This window comes from Caryophanon tenue (assembly GCF_001700315.1).
GTDB lineage: Bacteria > Bacillota > Bacilli > Bacillales_A > Planococcaceae > Caryophanon > Caryophanon tenue.
The window spans coordinates 28,333-46,803 of record NZ_MASJ01000034.1; the positions used below are offsets into that span (position 1 = coordinate 28,333).

Here is an 18,471-nt window from a genome sequence, read left to right on the forward strand (position 1 = left end):
ATTCAACTTTACCTTTTGTTCGCAAATGGGCGCCATAATTTTTTCAAATACAGATGAGTACTCTACACCGAATGAGGTTTGAAAATCGCAGCGAATGAGCTATCCCTTTCATTTTCTTATGGTTTTACTAGGTTTTAAAATCCAACGGTATACACTCAGGTCATCTTTCCTGAGAAGGATTTTTTCTCGCATGAGAGAAACAAAAAACCCTCTTCTGTATAAGAAGAGGGATGGTTGTCCTCCTCTTATCTTTCAAGCTCATATGAGAACTTGTAGGAATTAGCACCGTACTAATTCGTCATTAGTCGGTTGCTGGGTATCATCGGGCCTATTCCCTCCACCACTCTGGATAAGAGTTATTGAGTTGTACGTTTCGTTGTTGAGACTTAGTATAGACCACTCATTCTCTTTATGTCAACAGAAAAATCAGATAATTTTTTATTTACGACAAGCGGACGATATCAATGACTTGGCTCAATGTAGTTGTTTTCAATTTCTAGAAGAATATATTAAGATGAAACGTAGAGATATGCTCTCTACGTTTTTATTACATATTCAAGGGGGATTTCAAATGGTACGCGATTTATTACGCGCTCACGCATCCGTTCGTAAATATACAGGTGACGTGATTCCGAAAGAAACAGTAATTGACTTAATTGAAACAGCACAAATGGCAGCAAGCTCTCACTTTGTGCAAGCATATAGTGTCATTTGGGTAACGGATGAAGAGAAAAAACAAAAGCTTGGCGAGTTATCTAAAAATGACTTCCAGTTCAAAACAGCAGGCGCATCATTTTTATTTTGTGTAGATTTCCAACGTCTTTATCAAGCTGGGAAAAAACACGGTGTCGAAATTTCAGCAGACTCTGCTGAAAATGTACTTGTCGGCGTAGCGGACGTTAGTTTATTCGCGCAAAATTTCGTCATTGCAGCGGAAGCACAAGGCTACGGTATTTGCTACATCGGCGGCGCGCGCACAAACCCTGCTGAAATTAGCGAGCTGTTCAATTTACCAGGGTACGTGTTCCCATTATTTGCGATGACAATTGGTACACCGACAAAAGTAAATGAAACAAAACCTCGTTTACCAGTAGCGGCTGTTCTACATGAAAACAGCTATAATGTTGAACAATACGATACGGTATTAGACGAGTATGATCGCATTATGGAAGACTATTATGCTAGTCGTTCATCGAATCAAAAAATATCAAACTGGACGAAGCAAATGGCCGATTATTTAGTTGAGCAAAACCGCCCGTTCATCAAAGATTTCTTAGCAACAAAAGGCTTTACGTGGAAATAAACCATTAAAAAAAAGCGCTAGGCGAATGTCTCGTTTGACATGTTACCTAGCGCTTTTTTTGTTTATTTACAGTCCATCAATTTGTAATTGTTTGACTGGTAAGAACTGCTCACCAGTTTGTGCAAAAGTCATGGTTACTGTGTCGCCTACTTCTAAATAAATAGCAAGTGGCACTGTTTCTGAGCTTACAATATAGTTATTGCCATCTGCTGCTAAAAACGATACGAGTGTAAATTCGCCCGAACGTTCTTTATATACGCGCGTTACAGCAACTGTCGCTGTTGCTTCTTCAGCGTTTGATGTACCATCTACAGTCGCCCCACCTCTACTTAATGCAGTACGGTATAAGCGTAACGCTTCATTTGGCGTTGCAGCATACGCTGAAATTTCTGGATTTGATGCTGATACAACGAAGTAATTTTGTAGGAAGCCTTTTGAATCGAGCACAGCCGTTAACCAGCTTGCTTCCCCGTAGAAATTGTATAGAATCGGCATTTCACCTTGCCATTCTTTTTCAACGAATTGACGTTCTACAATATCAAGCGCACCGCGTGAATCCATATATGACTCTTCAACATTTCCTGTATAATACGTTGCTTCACCTGTTCGCGCATTCGTTAACGCGTAACCAAGCATTGAATCAACGCCCTCTTTTGGACTTGTGAAATCTGTGAAGTAATACATATCGCCCTCTTCGTTAAAAATTGGGCTTACATTGGCTTCCGTTCCTTCATCAGACGGCAATTTTACATCTTTCTTACCGAAACGACTATTCCAATAACCATGTACATAATTACCGTAGTAGCTGTTTTGTAAACTAACCGCTTCTGGTGACACTGCGCCATCAATAAACGCCGGCACATCGGCTAATGCATATTTTGTCGTTTCGCCTGTTGCCGCATCGACCATAATGATACCTTCTACATCAAAACCGTTACGCATCGAAATAAAATTACCATACGTACGAATATAATAAGGCTTGCCATCTTCATCTACTTCTAACTGTGGGTCGCCATAAAAAATTAATGTTGGATATTCAAGTCGCATATAACGCTCTAAATTTTTGTTTAAATATGCAGACGGCACATACGTCATTTCTGCTTGAATAAATTTCGGATTCGCTGATGAGTCTGTTGCGCTCATCGTGAAATAACCAGGTGTTGTATCCCCATTCCACCATTTGAAAAACCCTGAAAACTCAACCGGTGCAATGTATACATACGCATCATTTACCTTTTGAATTTGTAAATCACCTAGCTCATAAAAACTTGTGTTTGGTACTTGGCTAAATGCCTTTTTCATTTTATTTTCTGCATATTGTGGTGGTACACTTGCTGGCGTTTGCTTTTCATCAAATGCTTTTAACTCCACCTCTTCTTGCATGCTTGCAGATTCGAATTTATCGTTTGCATTCCATAACGGTGCTGAAAAAATCGCCGCTACTAATACAAGTGATGCAATAAATAAGATCCCTTTAATTAGTTGTTCTTTTCCTTTAGCAAATAAAGCACCAACTAATGTTCCGGCAACAATAACCGGCCAAAATGCATGCCAGTTGACGTCCATCTTCGTCACGTATGCAACGATAGCTGTAATGATAAAGCTCAGTACAAAAATAGTCGCTGCCGCTGTTGTTTGTTGCTTCACTGTAAAGCTCGCTGGTTTTCGTAACGGTACAATGAGCAGCGTTAACACAACAGCCGCAATCGCAGCGTACATAAATAAATTCCCCATAACGTTCACCCTTTCTTATAGTTGTTTTACGGAAACGTTTACAAAAAGGTTTCATCTTTCTGCATGCAAAAGGATTCCGCTTCTCATATGCCGAATATATTGCGGTATAAAGGAGTTGTTCTCTCATGCGTTTACCACTACTCGTTGCCGCTCTATTTGCCGTACTGTACACCTTTTTTAACGCCTTGATTCCGGCACATCTCGACGTATTCGTGAAAATCATACCGATGCTTCTACTTATGTATACAGTATGGCGTCAACATCCTGCAGACGTATCATTTCAACGTTGGCTTATCATTAGCTTATTCTTTTGTATGCTTGGTGATGCAACAATTGGCTTTCAGTTTTTAGTCGGTTTGCTTTGTTTTTTAATTGGTCATATTAGTTATATTTATACATTTCGTAAAGTGCGTGCACGTGTTGTCCCACGCTCGGTCACACTTGTTCTGATGCTTTACGGAGCCGTTATGTTGACGGTCTTTTTTACAACGCTCATACAAGCACAGGATTATGTATTGTTACTCGCCATTTGTGTGTATATTTGCGCAATTTTAGCGATGGGGCTTACCGCCTTTTCAACGATGAACCGTTATTTATATAGCGGGGCGATTTTATTTATTATCTCAGACAGTATACTTGCTGTTAATTTATTCGTTATGCCAATTCCATTGGCACATGAACTTGTGATGCTTACGTATTACAGCGCACAATTTTGCTTTAGCTATAGCGTGTGTGATTATTCCGAATTTCGAAATAAAGTGATACAATAATGATACGATTTTAAAGGAGGCTTTTTCTTATGAAAGAACAAGTAATTGAACGTTTAATACGTTACGTACAAGTCGATACACAATCAGACTTTAATTCAACAACAACACCATCAACACAAAAGCAATTTGATTTATTACACATGCTTGAAAAAGAGCTAGCAGACATCGGTTTAACAGATATTATACTTGATGAATACGGTTATTTATTTGCGACATTACCAAGCAATACCGATAAAGAGGTCCCAACAATTGGCTTTTTAGCACATGTCGATACGACAACAGATTTCTCAGGGACAAATGTAAAACCACAACGTATTGATCACTATGATGGTGGCGACATCGTGCTCAACGATTCACTAACAATGACAGTGGCGGATTTCCCTGAGCTTGCAGGCTACAAAGGACAAACGCTTATTACAACAGATGGTACAACACTACTTGGTGCAGATGATAAAGCTGGCATTGCAGAAATTATGACAGCGATGCACTATTTAGTACAAAATCCACATATTAAGCACGGTGACATTCGTGTAGCCTTTACACCGGACGAAGAAATCGGTCGTGGTCCCCATAAGTTTGACGTCGAAAAATTCAGTGCAGACTACGCTTATACGATGGATGGTGGCCCGCTTGGCGAGCTGCAATACGAGAGCTTTAATGCAGCTGGTGTCAAAGTTACAACACGTGGTACAAGCGTACACCCAGGCTCAGCAAAAAATAAAATGGTCAATGCTATCACAATGGCTATCCAATTCCAAAATGAAATGCCCAATGATGCTGTTCCTGAAAAAACGGAAGGGTATGAAGGTTTTATTCACTTAATGAGTTTTGATGGTCATATTGAAGAAGCGAAGATGAGCTATATTATTCGCGACCATGACCGCGAAAAATTCGAGGAGAAAAAGGAGCATATGCGCCGTACTGAAAAAATGATTCAAGCAATTTACGGTGACGACGCGATTACGGTTGAAATTGAAGACCAATACTACAATATGGGTGAGAAAATCACACCGGTATTTGAAATTGTCGATATCGTAAAAGAAGCATTTGCGACATTAAAGATTGAACCACTAATTCAACCAATCCGTGGCGGTACAGACGGCTCACAATTATCATTTATGGGCTTACCGACACCGAATATTTTTGCAGGCGGCGAAAATATGCACGGGAAATACGAATATGTATCTGCGGAAACGATGGAAAAAGCGACGCAAGTTATTATTGAAATCGTACAGTTATTCGAACAAAAAGCATAATCGAGACATAAAAACCCCCCTTAGCCAATATTTGTGCTAAAGGGGGTTTTCTGCGGGATACTACGTCACATCGCGAACCCGTTTCACGCTATTTTATTTAAATGCTTGGGCAGCTTTCACTGCTTTTTTCCAACCTGTGTATAATTGTTCACGGTTGTCCTCTTCCATTGCCACTTCGAAACGTTTGTCTAAGTTCCAGTTCGATTTAATATCGTCTAGTGACTTCCAGAAACCTACTGCTAAACCTGCTAAGTACGCTGCCCCTAAAGCTGTCGTCTCATTTACTTCTGGACGCTCAACCGGCACATTTAAAATATCTGATTGGAATTGCATTAAGAAGTCATTCTTAACCGCGCCACCATCAACACGTAATGTATTTAGCGGAATACCTGAATCAGCTTCCATTGCACTTAATACATCCTTCGTTTGATATGCTAGTGACTCTAATGTCGCACGTACGAAATGCTCTTTCGTTGTACCACGTGTTAAGCCAAATACTGAACCACGTACGTCTGAATCCCAGTATGGTGTACCTAGACCAACGAATGCTGGTACAACGTAAACACCTTCTGTTGAATCTACACGTGCTGCATATGCTTCGCTATCTGCCGCCGTTTTAAACATACGTAGACCGTCACGTAGCCATTGAATTGCAGAACCTGCAACGAAAATTGACCCTTCAAGTGCATATGTTACTTTACCGTCTAAGCCCCAAGCAATTGTTGTTAATAAACCATTTTCAGATTTCACCGCTTTTTCACCTGTGTTCATTAACATGAAGCAACCTGTACCGTATGTGTTTTTTGACATACCTTCTTCATAACAAGCTTGTCCGAATAACGCAGCTTGTTGGTCACCGGCAATCCCCGCAATCGGAACTTCTTTACCGAAGAAGTTATCCGGTGCTGTTTTACCATACACTTCAGATGATGGGCGTACTGTCGGTAACATTGATGCTGGGACTGTTAAAATATCAAGTAATTCTTCATCCCATTTTAAATCATAAATATTGAACATTAATGTACGAGAAGCATTTGAGTAATCTGTTACGTGTGCTTCACCATTCGTTAATTTCCAAATAATCCATGTATCAATCGTACCGAATAATAAATCGCCGTTTTCTGCCTTTTCACGAGCACCTTCGACATTATCTAAAATCCATTTTACTTTTGTACCTGAGAAATATGCATCAATTAGTAAGCCTGTTTTATCACGGAATAGATCATTGTAACCGTTTTCTTTCAATTCTTCACAAATTTCTGCTGTTTGACGTGATTGCCATACGATTGCATTATGCACTGGCTTGCCTGTTTTCTTATCCCATACTACTGTTGTTTCACGTTGATTCGTAATACCGATAGCTGAAATTTGCTCTGGTGCAATATTACGCTCTGACAATATTTTCGCGATACATGATAAAATTGAGCTCCAAATTTCTTCAGCATTATGCTCAACCCAACCTGATTGTGGGAAAATTTGACGGAATTCTTGCTGTGCTGTGTGTACGACATGACCGTTTTCGTCAAATAATATCGCGCGTGAGCTTGTTGTACCTTGGTCTAATGCCATAATATATTGTTTAGTCATAAATTTTTTCCTCCTACTCTTCTGCTTTTGAAATTGTCATTTGCGCTGTTACAAAAATCGCTAATACAATCACTGTGAAAATCCAGAACATCGTTGTGCTATCACCGTTCCATAAGAAATCGAAGAATACTGCACCGTAAATACCACCAATAATTGGACCTACAATTGGAACCCATGCATACCACCATACAGAATCACCTTTACCTGGAATCGGTAAAATTGCGTGTGCAATACGTGGACCTAAGTCACGAGCTGGGTTAATTGCATACCCTGTAGGACCACCTAGTGCCATACCGATAACGATAATTAATACACCGACTAAAAATGGATTTAAGCCGTCTGTTATAGGGTTTGTACCTAATGCTAAAATGCCTAATACTAATGCGAATGCACCCACCATCTCTGCGATAACATTAGATGGGATATGTTTAATTGCTGGTGTTGTTGCGAATACACCAAGCTTTGCACCCTTGTCTTCTGTACCCTTCCAATGTGGTAAGTACACTAAATATACAAGTACTGCTCCTAAAAATGCACCGATTAATTGTGCTACGATATACATTGGTACGTCCGCCCATGCGAAGTTTCCAATGGTTGCAAGAGCGATTGTTAATGCTGGGTTTAAATGTGCACCACTAATACCACCTACTGCATACGCGGCCATTGCTACTGCGAAGCCCCATGCGATTGTAATCACAACCCATCCACCGCCAAGACCTTTTGACTTGTGTAGTGATACACCTGCTACTACACCGCCACCAAATAAAATCAGAATCATTGTTCCGACTAATTCAGCTGTAAATGTCGACATATAAACTCCCCCTTTATGAAATATGATTATGGGTACAAAAAAGTCCACGTCTCAAAAACCTACAAATATATTTTTGAAATATATTCCCTGTAGATTTTAAGACGTGGACTCCAATACTCAACCACAAAATGTTAACTTATTGTCATTTTATTAATTTAATTCCAATAAGTCAACGTTTTATTGCAAATTTGCCCACAATTCTGTATTTGATGTTGTAATTGCGACAGCACCCGCTTGTAATGCTAATTGTGCTTCGTCATTTGAACGAATTAAGCCACCTGTAATAATCGGGATATTCGTCTTTGCATACACTTCCTGGATCATCGCTGGAATGATACCTGGCAGTAATTCAATATAATCTGGCTGCGTCTGTTCAATTAAAGAATAGCTCTTTTCAAGTGCAATTGTATCGATTAAAAACACACGTTGAATCGCGATGATGCCGCGAGCTTTCGCTTTTAAAATAATATTCGAGCGTGTCGAAATAATTGCTGCTGGGCGTACTTCATTACATAAATAATCTGCCCCGAAATTATCTGTTTTTAAGCCATGTATTAAATCCGCATGAATAATTAACTTTTTACCATGTCGCTCAGCTTCCTGCTTTAATGAACGTAATTGTCCGATATTAACCTCAAGAATAACAATGTATTCAAATGCACTGCTGAGTAACTTATCAAACTGCTTGACGGTTCTTGCTGCTGGAATTACTGCTTGACCTTTCAATGACATGTAGAAACCCCTTTAAATAATAAATGTAAGAGCGTGGGATATAACAAAGTGGTAGGAGACATATAAATATGTCTCCTGCCACTTTTATACTTTCGTCGCTAGTACGGATTCAAATTGTACTGCTGTCCCAATGCCTTCGTAATGTATTATAACAGCTTTTGTTATTATTTAGCAGTCGTTGCGCGTGTGATTTCTTTTTCTAATTCAAAAGCATATTGCGCTTTTTGCATATCTGTCCAACCGAATGTTAACGCCATCACTGTTAATACCGCTTCTTTATGCGCTTGTACACTTGCAATATTAAAGAACATGTTCCCTGTACGACGCACGAAGAAGTCCACTGGGTGCACAACCATTTCATGCTCAATACCGTACATTAACTGTGCATATACAGCTTTTGGTAATAATTGTTGTGACACTTGTGCATATTTAAATACTTTCGGTGCATTTGAACCGTAGTGCTGCGCAAAGTATTCACCTTCTTGTTGTGTTAAACCGTATGCTGTTGCTTTTCTGCCTTGCAGTTGAATGAACTGTTGTAAGTTATCAGAGCCACCGATGTCACCACCTGAAATTCTTAAGTCCTTCGTAATACATGGGCCTGATTTTACGCGATGTTCTGATTTTAATTGTGCTGTAATCGTATTTAATACACCTTCAGCCATTTTACGGTAGCCTGTTAATTTACCACCTGCAATTGTGAATAACCCCGATTTGGATTCCCACATTTCGTCATGACGAGAAATCTCAGATGGATTTTTGCCTTCTTCGTGAATTAACGGACGAACGCCTGCCCAGCTTGATTCGATATCTGCATCTGTTACATTTACTGTTGGGAACATATAATGAATGGCATCCATAATATAATCACGGTCCGCTTGCTCAATATCCATTTCACGTTGGTCGCCCTTATAGAATGTGTCTGTTGTCCCTACGTACGTTTTACCGTCACGTGGAATGGCGAACACCATACGTTTATCTGGTGTATCAAAATATACCGCTTGCTTTAACGGGAATTTCGACTCGTCAAATACAATGTGAACACCTTTTGATAAAATTAAATGTTTTCCTTTTGGCTTTTCTTCAATTGCACGTACATCGTCTACCCATGGACCTGCTGCATTAATTACTTTGCGCGCTTGAATGTTAAAACGTTTACCTGTTAACACATCTTCGGCTACAATGCCGACGATTTTTTTCTTTTTGTTATATAAAAACTCTACCGCTTTTGTATAGTTTGATAATACTGCGCCCTTTTCAATTGCCGCTTTTGCTACTTCAATTGTTAAACGTGCATCATCTGTACGATACTCTACGTATACACCGCCACCAAGTAACTCATCTGTCTTTACAAGTGGCTCTTTTTCAACAGTTTGGTCTTTTGTTAACATATAACGGCGCTCTGATTTTTTTACCCCTGCTAAAAAGTCATACGTACGTAAGCCAACTGATGTTGAGAATTTCCCGAACGTACCGCCTTTATGGAATGGTAATAACATCCAAACCGGTGTTGTTACATGTGGGCCATTTTCATAAACGATCGCGCGCTCTTTCCCTAACTCCGCTACTTCTTTCACTTCTAGTTGTTTTAAATAACGTAAACCACCGTGTACAAGTTTTGTAGAACGGCTTGATGTACCTGCTGCGAAATCTTGCATTTCTACAAGCGCTACTGATAATCCTCGTGTTGCTGCATCTAGTGATAAACCTGCACCCGTAATACCGCCACCAATTACTAATACATCAAATACGTTGTTTTCTAATTGTTCAAATGTCATTTGTCGTTGTAATGCTGAAGCTGTACTCATCGATAAATTCCTCCATTTTTTTCGTTTGTATATACAAAAAAGAGACCTTTAAAGACACGTATTTCTATTAGAAATACGCACTTTAAAGGTCTCTCAATCCTCAAACCGAATTATTAACTTACTGACAGTTTACCGCGTTTATTTCGAAAACGCAAGCAACTCAGTCTTTTCGCTCTTTTGTGTGTTTTCGACGGTTTATATTTCCCACAACAATTAAAATCGTCCCCATTATAAATGACAGTGCCCAATAATTTGAATCATTGACACTTAAATAAATTGCAAACAATAACAAAATCGTTCCTAATAAATATTGACGCATTACACCTGAATTCACATTTCTCACCTCATATTCTATTGTACAAAAAAATAACACAAAAGAAAAAACCTAGCGTTTGGAGAAGAACGCTAGGTCGGAGTTCACACTGCCTAAAATTATGAGGGGGGTTTCAGGCAACGATATAATGAGTAAAGCAAGCTTCTGGAGAAAAGCGCTACACTCATACCTTTCACAACTGTTTTTGTGAGAAGGTGTAATCCTTATAACTAAATGATAATGCCTCTCAATTAAAAAGTCAACACATTTTCTCAATTATTTTTTCTAATTGAGAATGATAAAATAAAAACACTACGTTTGGAGAAGAACGTAGTGGTGAAGAAAATGACACTGCCTAAAATTATGAGGGGGGTTTCAGGCGTGTAACATTTATTAGGATCAGCATACTTCTGGAGAAAAGCGCTACACCCTACCTTGTCACAACTGTTTTTGTGAGAAGGAATTACCTTATGTGATAATGATAATCTTTCTCATTGAGAAAGTCAACAACTAATTGAGAATATTTTTCACTATTATTTTATTTAGCTGTTGCACGTCGATGTTGCCACATCTTCAATTGGAAATGCAAAAAACAACCAATACAAAAACCACATAATGCAATCCCTGAAGCAATTGCGACCATTGCTGCAAAACTATAGCCCATCACTGCCCATCCTGCAAGAAAGCCAATGAATGATAAAGTTAAGCATGCGATGGCAATATACGAATTAAAACGTTGCTGCTCTACATCTTCTGGTATATACGATGATTTTGGTTTACGTAAACACATCGCAGCGATGCGCATAACCGGATTAAACCCTATTAAGCCAAGTAAATTAGCGACAAGTGGCAATACTAAAATCCACGCTTGCCCTGTTATAATTGTCAGAACGCTCATGCTAAAAATAAATGCTTGATTAGCGCGAACGACTGGTCTTGGAATTGAACGAATCACTATATCCAACCTTCCTTCTTGGTTTTTTAGTAGTATAGCTGAATAGACGGCAAAACACAATAAAATAGGCTATAATAGAAACATACAAAATACATGAAGTAATAGGTGATGATACAATGCCCGCTTTAACAATGGACCAAGTACGTACATTAAACTCATATAGTATTTATACGACCGAACCGAAACGTACATTATTTACACTCGACCATATTTTAAATCGCGAGTTTTTCCACGGTGATTTTGCGCAGCTAATGCTCGGCATTACAAATGCGGCAACAGAAACAGCTGCGGTGTCACATTTCACACGTCGCTACGGTATGTTTTTTGCGATGCAATTTTATATGCTTGCCGCTTATGACGAAGTATGGGACGGCAAAGTAACAGATTTATGCTTTGATGTCACACAAGAATATGGTGTGCATACGGTAAGTATGTTTGTAAATCCAAATGATTGGCGTTACGTTGAAGAGCACGAGCGCGAAATGGTCATTAGTGATATTTTATATAAACAAGGTGCTGAAGTCGTACGCCAAATTCGTAAAACCACAACGATTTCGCCACTGACAATTTGGGAAAACTTCTTTGGCTATATCGTGTGGCATTACCATACATTACTTAGTAATCCTGGCTTAGCAGACCAAGCAATGGAAGACTTAGAAATATTAGAAGACCCTAAAGTGTGGGCACGTTTTGCTGATAAATCACTTTTTTCGGAATATACAGGTGGCAAACACCCTTCAAGCTTAATTGATGTACCGATTCGCAAAAGTTGCTGCTTCTCAAAAGATGTTCCAGGCCTTCTTGCATGTGGACATTGTCCAACAGCGTAAAACAAAAAGTACCGTTCGCAGTTATGCTGAACGGTACTTTTTTACATCGTAGAACCTTTTGCAATAAAAATCGCACCACTAATGATCAGCAGAATGCCAATCCATTGATATGTAGTAATGGACTCCTTAAATACTAGCCACGCTAAAAACATCCCTAAAATATACGCTAAGCTTTGCAGTGGATATGCGACACTTAACGGTAATTTACTGAGCACAATTACGTAAAACACCGTACCGACACCGTACATCCCAACACCACTTAAAAACAATGGGTTTATCAATAATGTGATAACATCTTGCACACTGCTTAATGTTTTACCTTGCAGGGCAAGCTTCCAACACCACTGTCCACCTACTAATAACAAAATATTTATGAGCAATAATAGATATGGCAACATTAGCGCCCTTCCTCTCGTTCACTTTCAAGTAACGCTACTCTTTGTACTAACTTTATATGCTTCTTTTGCAAATCGTATAAACGAATCGTTAAATCAAAAATAAATAATAAGCACAAGAGCACTGCCATTAAAAATAATAATGACGGGGCATAGGCAACTTGAAGCTGCGTAGCTAGCCAATCCAGCCATGTATTTTGCCACACCATCACGCCCATTAAAACGCTTAATGTAATCCACAAAATCGAATCTCGTACACCTAATCGCCCTCGTTTTACGTTACGCCAAATTATGACGTATATAAATATCATCATCACAACAGAAAATAAATATATATTCATTTATCGAGACTCCTTACTTTGACCATTCTTTTACGACAGCTAGGCTAACTTTCATCATATAATACAGCGTTTTCCAAGAATGAATAGAAGACATGCCACCTTGACGTGGACGCATTTCAACACTAATTTCATCAATGTCCCATCCTCGGCGTTGTGCCGTTACCAATACTTCTGGTTCTGGATAATCGCTCGGATAGTCATCGGCAAACGATGCAATGACACGGCGGTTTTTAATGCGGAAGCCACTCGTCGGGTCCATAATTTTCTTCCCTGTAAAGGCATAAATAAAATACGTAAAAAAGGCAATACCGATGCGACGCGACATGGCACCTTTATAGGCTGTTTTTTCTTTAAAGCGAGAACCGATAATCATATCGTGATTCGATTCTTCAATGTAGCGATACATTTTCATTAATTCTTCTATCATATGCTGACCATCCGCATCTAGCTGAACAGCATATGCGTAGTCATAACGATGTGCATATTGATAACCTGTTTGCATCGCGCCACCAATCCCTAAATTATGTGCTAAATGAACCGTATAAATTTGTGGTGTATACGCATCCACTAGCTGCTTCGTCTTGTCTTGAGAGCCGTCATTGACAACAAGCACATCAAAAAATGGCTGTTTAGCACGGAACGCTAGTACACCATCTAATGTACTTTCAATAACTTGTTCTTCGTTATACGCTGGAATAATAACGAGTACTGGATTCCTCATCGTTACGCCCCCTTTTTAGCTTACGCACAATCATAGACACTAAGAACACTGTACCGATAATCCAAAGCATCACTAACGGATAGTTATAACGCGGGAACGCGAAATAATAACTATTCAGTGCGATATTAATCGCTACATAAATCGCAATTAATAGAAACTCCGCACGGTATTTCTTTGTAAATGCCATCGTCAACCACCCAAGAATGCCAAGTGCTAATAATACTCGGTACCATATGACGACGATACTTTCTGGAATATCATAAACCGGCTTCCAGTAAAACACTGACTCCAGATAGATTATGGGCTTTAACCATAAATAGCTCTTTAGCATACTTTGTGGGTCATCTTCCCACCACTCTGCCATTCGCTTTTTCGCTTCAATGCTACGTTCATGCATACGTGCGATAATATCCGTTTCATCAGCGACACGTGCATTGCCAATAGCTTTAAATTCATCATAGCTGCCACGTGGATACCCCTCGCCTTGGAATGTGCCAAGCAGTAGCGGGTCACCGGAACCAGCTGTTAACGGGATGAAATCATCAAACACAAGCGCATTGCGTATCCACCATGGTCCCATAACAATAAGTAACGCCACAACACTCATAACTAAATGACGGCGATATATTTTCCAAGGGTAACGCTTCACTATTAAATACACAAAGAGCGCAATCGGATACAGCGCAATATTCACACGGAAGTATAGTGCTAAAAAGTAGCTGGCCATCACAAAATATAGCCATTTATCTGTTTGGTGATGTGCAAGCTTAATCGAACCATAAATTAATAATAATGTCGCAAAGGTATATACACCTTCTGTTAAATATAAATTATCGACTTGAATAAACGGTGGGAAAATCGCCGCAATGATACCGACAAGCCAACTCCACCGCTGTCCTACCCAATGTGCAGCCAATTTCATCGCAACAAATATCGTGGCACAGCCAATTAAAATATGTATGACCTTCGCTACCCATAACCCCGTATCAAGCCCAAATAACGAGAAAATAAAGGCTAATAAAAAAGGCTCTCCCGGCATTAGATGCGCTGTTGGGACATCTGGAAAATGATACGTTAACTGTCCATGTATGAGTAAGCGATTTGCACTGCTTACATAACCCATATCATCACTAGCAAGTATAAAATCCAAACCATGCTGGATTAATACACCTAGCCGCAATATAAATGCCAACAATAAAATCCCAAATGGCATCCAAATTGCTAAATTTTTCTTCATCATTGTTTTTCATTCCTTTATACATTCCACCATATTTATATGATTGTGCTGTACTGACGGAGCAATCGAGGAATAGTTTCATATTTTGTGAAAAACAATCAGCTTTTGTGAAAAACAATCAGCAATAGCTCACTTGTACACCTTGCCTTTGTAAAATAGCTGGTCTTCATTTGACATATAAAAAAGTAGTAGGCGAAATTTCATCATTTCTCCCACTACTTTTATATGTTTATGATGGCTGCCATTTGAGCAAGTAATAACGTTGATTACACTAACGCTTGTCGGAAAACTAATACGTGTTCATTGTCGTTCGCAGTGATCGCCACGCCTACCCATTGCTGTATTAATAATTGCTGTTGCTTTGTATGGTCATGTAATGCGACAAAACGATAACGCTTATAAAGGCTTACTGGACGTTCTACCAACACATAATGTGTACTTGTCGCATCGATAAGAATATACTGCTGTGCAAAATACTGCTGTAACTGTGCTACATCTTCTTTAGCTATTAAAAGCTCTTGTAATGTCAAAGTTGTCATTCGTTCGGTCCTTTCGAAAATTACTTCCTCTATTATATATAACTCCGATTTAATGACCGCTCTCTTTTGCTCGCTAAATAAAAAAAAGAAAATGCTTCGACAAATTTTCGAAACATTTTCCACATTTATTATGCTTCTGCTTTAATAGAAGCGAAGTATTCACGTACACCTTTCCAGCCAAGTACACGCGGGAATTGCTCATCGCTACGATTGTTCGGTTGGTCAAACAAAATACCTTGCCCCGTGAAATTACGTAATTGCTGTGTATTATCATCAATTAAGTAATCAGCATTCACCACTTTTTTATTCCCACAGAAAATAAAGTAGTTCGGGTCTAAAAATGGGAAGTGTTTACGTAACCAGTCATATTTTGCGGCAAAACTACCTGGTACATCCATCGCTGCTGTTGCAATATAAATATCATATTCTTCACTTAGCTCTTTTAAGACAATCGGTGCATCTTCATCTAATAATGCTAAATCACGGAAAAAGTCTGGTTCATTAATGATTTGCCAAAACTTTTTACGTTTTTCCTCGCTATGCTCACCGTAAAAGATTTCATATGCCGATAAATTTTCATTAAAATGAGCATTTGAAGCACTCACTGCCTTATCAACAAAGTTCGCTAACACTTGGTCCATATCTACTGCAATACTTTTTCTCATGTTCAACCTCCGTCATTGTCGTTTCCTCTTTAGCTTACTAATAAAAAGCACATCTAAGCAACTATTTCGCTATATTATATAATGTAGCTGCTACGGCCTGCGCACCTGTCATTAACGCTTCGCGGTCAAATGTCATATTCGGATGATGTAAGCCTGGTGCTAAATTTGCACCAACACCAATCATGGCCGCCTTTAATTCAGGTTTAGCAATCGTATAACAATGGAAATCATCGCTGCCTGGCGTATGCACATGAGGCGCTAACGCTTCTAGCCCTAATTCCTCAATAATCGCCTGCTCTGCAATCATTGCCGCTTCCTGTGACACTTCAGCACCTGGTGTGAAGTCTTCCCATTGCCATTCGATTCGTACATCAAACTGCTGCTGAAGCTGACCGAAAATACGCTCGATACGCTCCTTCATTTGTTGTAACACTTCATTCTTTTGCGCACGTACATCAATTGAAAATTCAGCAGTTCCTGCAATAATATTCACACTGCCTCCGTCTGCTACCATTTTTGTTATTTTAGCAGAGCACACTTCAAATGGGTCGATATGCATCATGCTTAATTGTTGATGCATCGTCACCAACACATCAATGGCACTTTGTCCTTGGTGTGGACGTGCTCCGTGTGCATCGACACCGAAAATTTTCCCTTGTAAAAAGTATGCAGCACCGTGATGAATGGCCGGTGCTACTTTACCAAGTGGCAGTTCCTCTTGTGGACGTAAATGCACACCAAATAAATGCGTCACATCATCAAGCGCTCCTCGCTCAATCATTGAAATCGCACCGTTGCCCTTTTCTTCTGCTGGCTGAAAAATAAAACGAATGCGCTTTGAAAGCTTGCGGTCTTTTAGTAACAATAACGCACCGAGTACCATTGCCATATTCGCATCATGACCACATGAATGATTCGCTTGCCACATACCATTCACTTCTTGCCATAACGCATCAATATCTGCACGCACTGCAATGACTTCCTCGCCCTCACCGATTTCTGCCTGTAAACCTGTCACATCATCAAAACGGCGGTACGGGATATGTAACTCCTGTAAAATCGTTGCGAGCGTATTCGTTGTCTCTACTTCCTCCCAGCTAATTTCTGGATGTGTATGAAAATGATTGAACCAAGCAAGAACTTGTGTCTCTAGTGTTTGTTGTTCAATTGTCATGCTGTTTGCCACCTTTATCGTTAGTCGTATGTCTATTATAAGCCTTTTTCATACGACAAAAAAAGATTATGCAAGCATGTCGCTCGCATAATCTTTTACAAACTTGAGAAAAAACCTGGTGGATATTGCTCTTGCTGTGTAGCTGTTGTTGTATGATACGTTTCTTCTGTCGTCATGTCCATTTCTTCTTCATCTAATAAATATGTCTCGAATTTTGAATTTGCCATATAGAACACCTCTTAAATTGTTAGAATTTTTAGATAATAACACTTTAACGTATTATGGCGCGCCTCGCAATAGATGAGCCGTCTATATCGCAAAAAACTATATAATCTATCTCACTTTAAGATGATTCAACTGGCATCTCTTTTTTTCGTCTAAAAGTTGGTTTAATTTCAGCTAATAAGATCGCAGCAAAAATTAATATACAGCCAATTACCATACGCCCCGTTAATAGCTCATGTAAAATAATGACCGATAAAATCGTCCCGAATAATGCTTCTGTCGATAAAATAATGGCAGACTTTGTTGGGTTAGCATATTGCATACCGACATTTTGGCACACGTACGCAATAACTGTACAAAATACCGCTAAATATAAAATGGCATACATTCCTTCTGCCGGTACATCCAATGTTAACTCTCCTAGCATTGCCGCTGTTACCACACTTAAAAACGCTGCCGTTATAAACTGAACAATCGTCAGTGCTAAGGCATCTTCTTTTTTCACAAATACATTCGTATAAAAAATATCAAACGCAAATGCAAGCGCGCATAAAATCGATAACATATCACCAAGATTCATCGTCATCGAGCCTTGTAATGATAAAAAGCCAATCCCAATAAGCGCAATTACTGCCGCTGAAATTTCAAAACGGTCAAATCGACGCTTATAAATGATATACGCTAACAATGGCACGAAGATGACGTTGAGTGCTGTTAAAAAAGCATTTTTCGATGGTGTCGTGTATAGCAGTCCGTATGTTTGAATAACGAACGCTAAAAATAAAATAGACCCTAGCACTGCCCCTTTCCATAACACAGCGCGTGAAATAAGTGCCAACTTTTTACGAAAGACGATACATAAAATAATCGTAGCCACTGTAAAGCGACCTGCCATTAATTGCAGCACCGTTAAATATTCTAGTCCTATATCCATGCCGATAAAGCCGCTTCCCCACATTAATGCTGTAATGAGCATTAATATCTCGCCTTTATATTTTGCCATACTGCCCCTTCTTTCTTGTTGTAAAAATCATAAAATTCAGTATAGCACTATTTGCCGAAACGCTCTATAGCA

20 protein-coding genes and 1 riboswitch are annotated in these 18,471 nt (G+C 39.3%); of the genes, 4 read left to right on the forward strand and 16 right to left on the reverse strand.

The genetic code is table 11. The annotated features are described in order from the left end of the window. Positions 1-242: 242 nt before the first annotated feature. A riboswitch (SAM riboswitch) is annotated at positions 243-356 on the reverse strand. Positions 357-571: 215 nt separating this feature from the next. Beyond that, positions 572-1,303 (forward strand): NADPH-dependent oxidoreductase, encoded by a 732-nt coding sequence (locus A6M13_RS12215; protein WP_066546727.1) that lies wholly within the window; start codon positions 572-574, stop codon positions 1,301-1,303. A gap of 66 nt (positions 1,304-1,369) precedes the next feature. On the opposite strand, the gene A6M13_RS12220 is transcribed toward A6M13_RS12215, so the two are convergent. Then, complete coding sequence (locus A6M13_RS12220; RefSeq protein WP_066546729.1) at positions 1,370-3,037, reverse strand: hypothetical protein; 1,668 nt, start codon at positions 3,035-3,037, stop codon at positions 1,370-1,372. A 125-nt stretch (positions 3,038-3,162) separates the two neighbouring features. Between A6M13_RS12220 and A6M13_RS12225 the strand changes: the two genes are divergently transcribed. Together A6M13_RS12225 and pepT are read left to right on the forward strand one after the other, a co-directional pair. Continuing rightward, positions 3,163-3,807 (forward strand): lysoplasmalogenase, encoded by a 645-nt coding sequence (locus A6M13_RS12225; protein ID WP_066546731.1) that lies wholly within the window; start codon positions 3,163-3,165, stop codon positions 3,805-3,807. A 29-nt stretch (positions 3,808-3,836) separates the two neighbouring features. Next, a complete protein-coding gene (gene pepT, locus A6M13_RS12230) occupies positions 3,837-5,063 on the forward strand; it encodes a peptidase T (RefSeq protein WP_066546739.1) in 1,227 nt (408 codons plus the stop codon). Between the two features lie 93 nt (positions 5,064-5,156). Here the strand turns inward: pepT and glpK are convergent, their stop codons facing one another. The 6 genes from glpK to A6M13_RS12255 form a co-directional block, all read right to left on the reverse strand. Continuing rightward, entirely contained in the window at positions 5,157-6,650 is a 1,494-nt protein-coding gene (gene glpK / locus A6M13_RS12235) for a glycerol kinase GlpK (RefSeq protein ID WP_066546743.1), read from the reverse strand. A gap of 13 nt (positions 6,651-6,663) precedes the next feature. After that, on the reverse strand, positions 6,664-7,461 hold the full coding sequence (locus A6M13_RS12240; protein WP_066546745.1) for an MIP/aquaporin family protein: 798 nt from the start codon (positions 7,459-7,461) through the stop codon (positions 6,664-6,666). 177 nt (positions 7,462-7,638) lie between these two features. Then, the gene (locus A6M13_RS12245) at positions 7,639-8,193 is read right to left on the reverse strand and encodes a glycerol-3-phosphate responsive antiterminator (protein WP_066546747.1); all 555 of its coding nucleotides are present in this window, start codon (positions 8,191-8,193) and stop codon (positions 7,639-7,641) included. Between the two features lie 164 nt (positions 8,194-8,357). Further along, complete coding sequence (locus A6M13_RS12250; protein WP_066546751.1) at positions 8,358-10,001, reverse strand: glycerol-3-phosphate dehydrogenase/oxidase; 1,644 nt, start codon at positions 9,999-10,001, stop codon at positions 8,358-8,360. A 160-nt stretch (positions 10,002-10,161) separates the two neighbouring features. Beyond that, on the reverse strand, positions 10,162-10,335 hold the full coding sequence (locus tag A6M13_RS16350; RefSeq protein ID WP_169817446.1) for a hypothetical protein: 174 nt from the start codon (positions 10,333-10,335) through the stop codon (positions 10,162-10,164). Between the two features lie 517 nt (positions 10,336-10,852). Then, on the reverse strand, positions 10,853-11,269 hold the full coding sequence (locus A6M13_RS12255; RefSeq protein ID WP_066546754.1) for a DUF4395 domain-containing protein: 417 nt from the start codon (positions 11,267-11,269) through the stop codon (positions 10,853-10,855). Between the two features lie 116 nt (positions 11,270-11,385). On the opposite strand from A6M13_RS12255, the gene A6M13_RS12260 reads away from it, so the two are divergent. Continuing rightward, complete coding sequence (locus A6M13_RS12260; protein ID WP_066546757.1) at positions 11,386-12,099, forward strand: Fe-S oxidoreductase; 714 nt, start codon at positions 11,386-11,388, stop codon at positions 12,097-12,099. 41 nt (positions 12,100-12,140) lie between these two features. Here A6M13_RS12260 and A6M13_RS12265 read toward each other — a convergent pair whose 3' ends face one another. The 9 genes from A6M13_RS12265 to A6M13_RS12300 form a co-directional block, all read right to left on the reverse strand. Next, complete coding sequence (locus tag A6M13_RS12265; protein ID WP_083998353.1) at positions 12,141-12,497, reverse strand: EamA family transporter; 357 nt, start codon at positions 12,495-12,497, stop codon at positions 12,141-12,143. Then, positions 12,497-12,835: a DUF2304 domain-containing protein gene (locus A6M13_RS12270; protein WP_066546763.1), complete on the reverse strand. Its 339-nt coding sequence runs from the start codon at positions 12,833-12,835 to the stop codon at positions 12,497-12,499. Before A6M13_RS12270 ends, A6M13_RS12265 begins: the two co-directional genes overlap by 1 nt. 13 nt (positions 12,836-12,848) lie before the next feature. Next, positions 12,849-13,556, reverse strand: coding sequence for a glycosyltransferase family 2 protein (locus A6M13_RS12275; RefSeq protein ID WP_066546765.1), 708 nt, complete (start codon positions 13,554-13,556; stop codon positions 12,849-12,851). Then, complete coding sequence (locus tag A6M13_RS12280; protein WP_066546766.1) at positions 13,519-14,796, reverse strand: ArnT family glycosyltransferase; 1,278 nt, start codon at positions 14,794-14,796, stop codon at positions 13,519-13,521. Before A6M13_RS12280 ends, A6M13_RS12275 begins: the two co-directional genes overlap by 38 nt. Before the next feature lie 263 nt (positions 14,797-15,059). After that, a complete protein-coding gene (locus A6M13_RS12285) occupies positions 15,060-15,332 on the reverse strand; it encodes a hypothetical protein (RefSeq protein ID WP_066546768.1) in 273 nt (90 codons plus the stop codon). A 128-nt stretch (positions 15,333-15,460) separates the two neighbouring features. After that, entirely contained in the window at positions 15,461-15,997 is a 537-nt protein-coding gene (locus A6M13_RS12290) for a 5' nucleotidase, NT5C type (protein ID WP_066546773.1), read from the reverse strand. A 61-nt stretch (positions 15,998-16,058) separates the two neighbouring features. Further along, positions 16,059-17,171: an amidohydrolase gene (locus A6M13_RS12295; protein ID WP_066546776.1), complete on the reverse strand. Its 1,113-nt coding sequence runs from the start codon at positions 17,169-17,171 to the stop codon at positions 16,059-16,061. Between the two features lie 95 nt (positions 17,172-17,266). Then, positions 17,267-17,398 (reverse strand): hypothetical protein, encoded by a 132-nt coding sequence (locus A6M13_RS16630; protein ID WP_281181720.1) that lies wholly within the window; start codon positions 17,396-17,398, stop codon positions 17,267-17,269. Between the two features lie 116 nt (positions 17,399-17,514). After that, on the reverse strand, positions 17,515-18,399 hold the full coding sequence (locus A6M13_RS12300) for a DMT family transporter (protein ID WP_066546779.1): 885 nt from the start codon (positions 18,397-18,399) through the stop codon (positions 17,515-17,517). Positions 18,400-18,471: the final 72 nt, after the last annotated feature.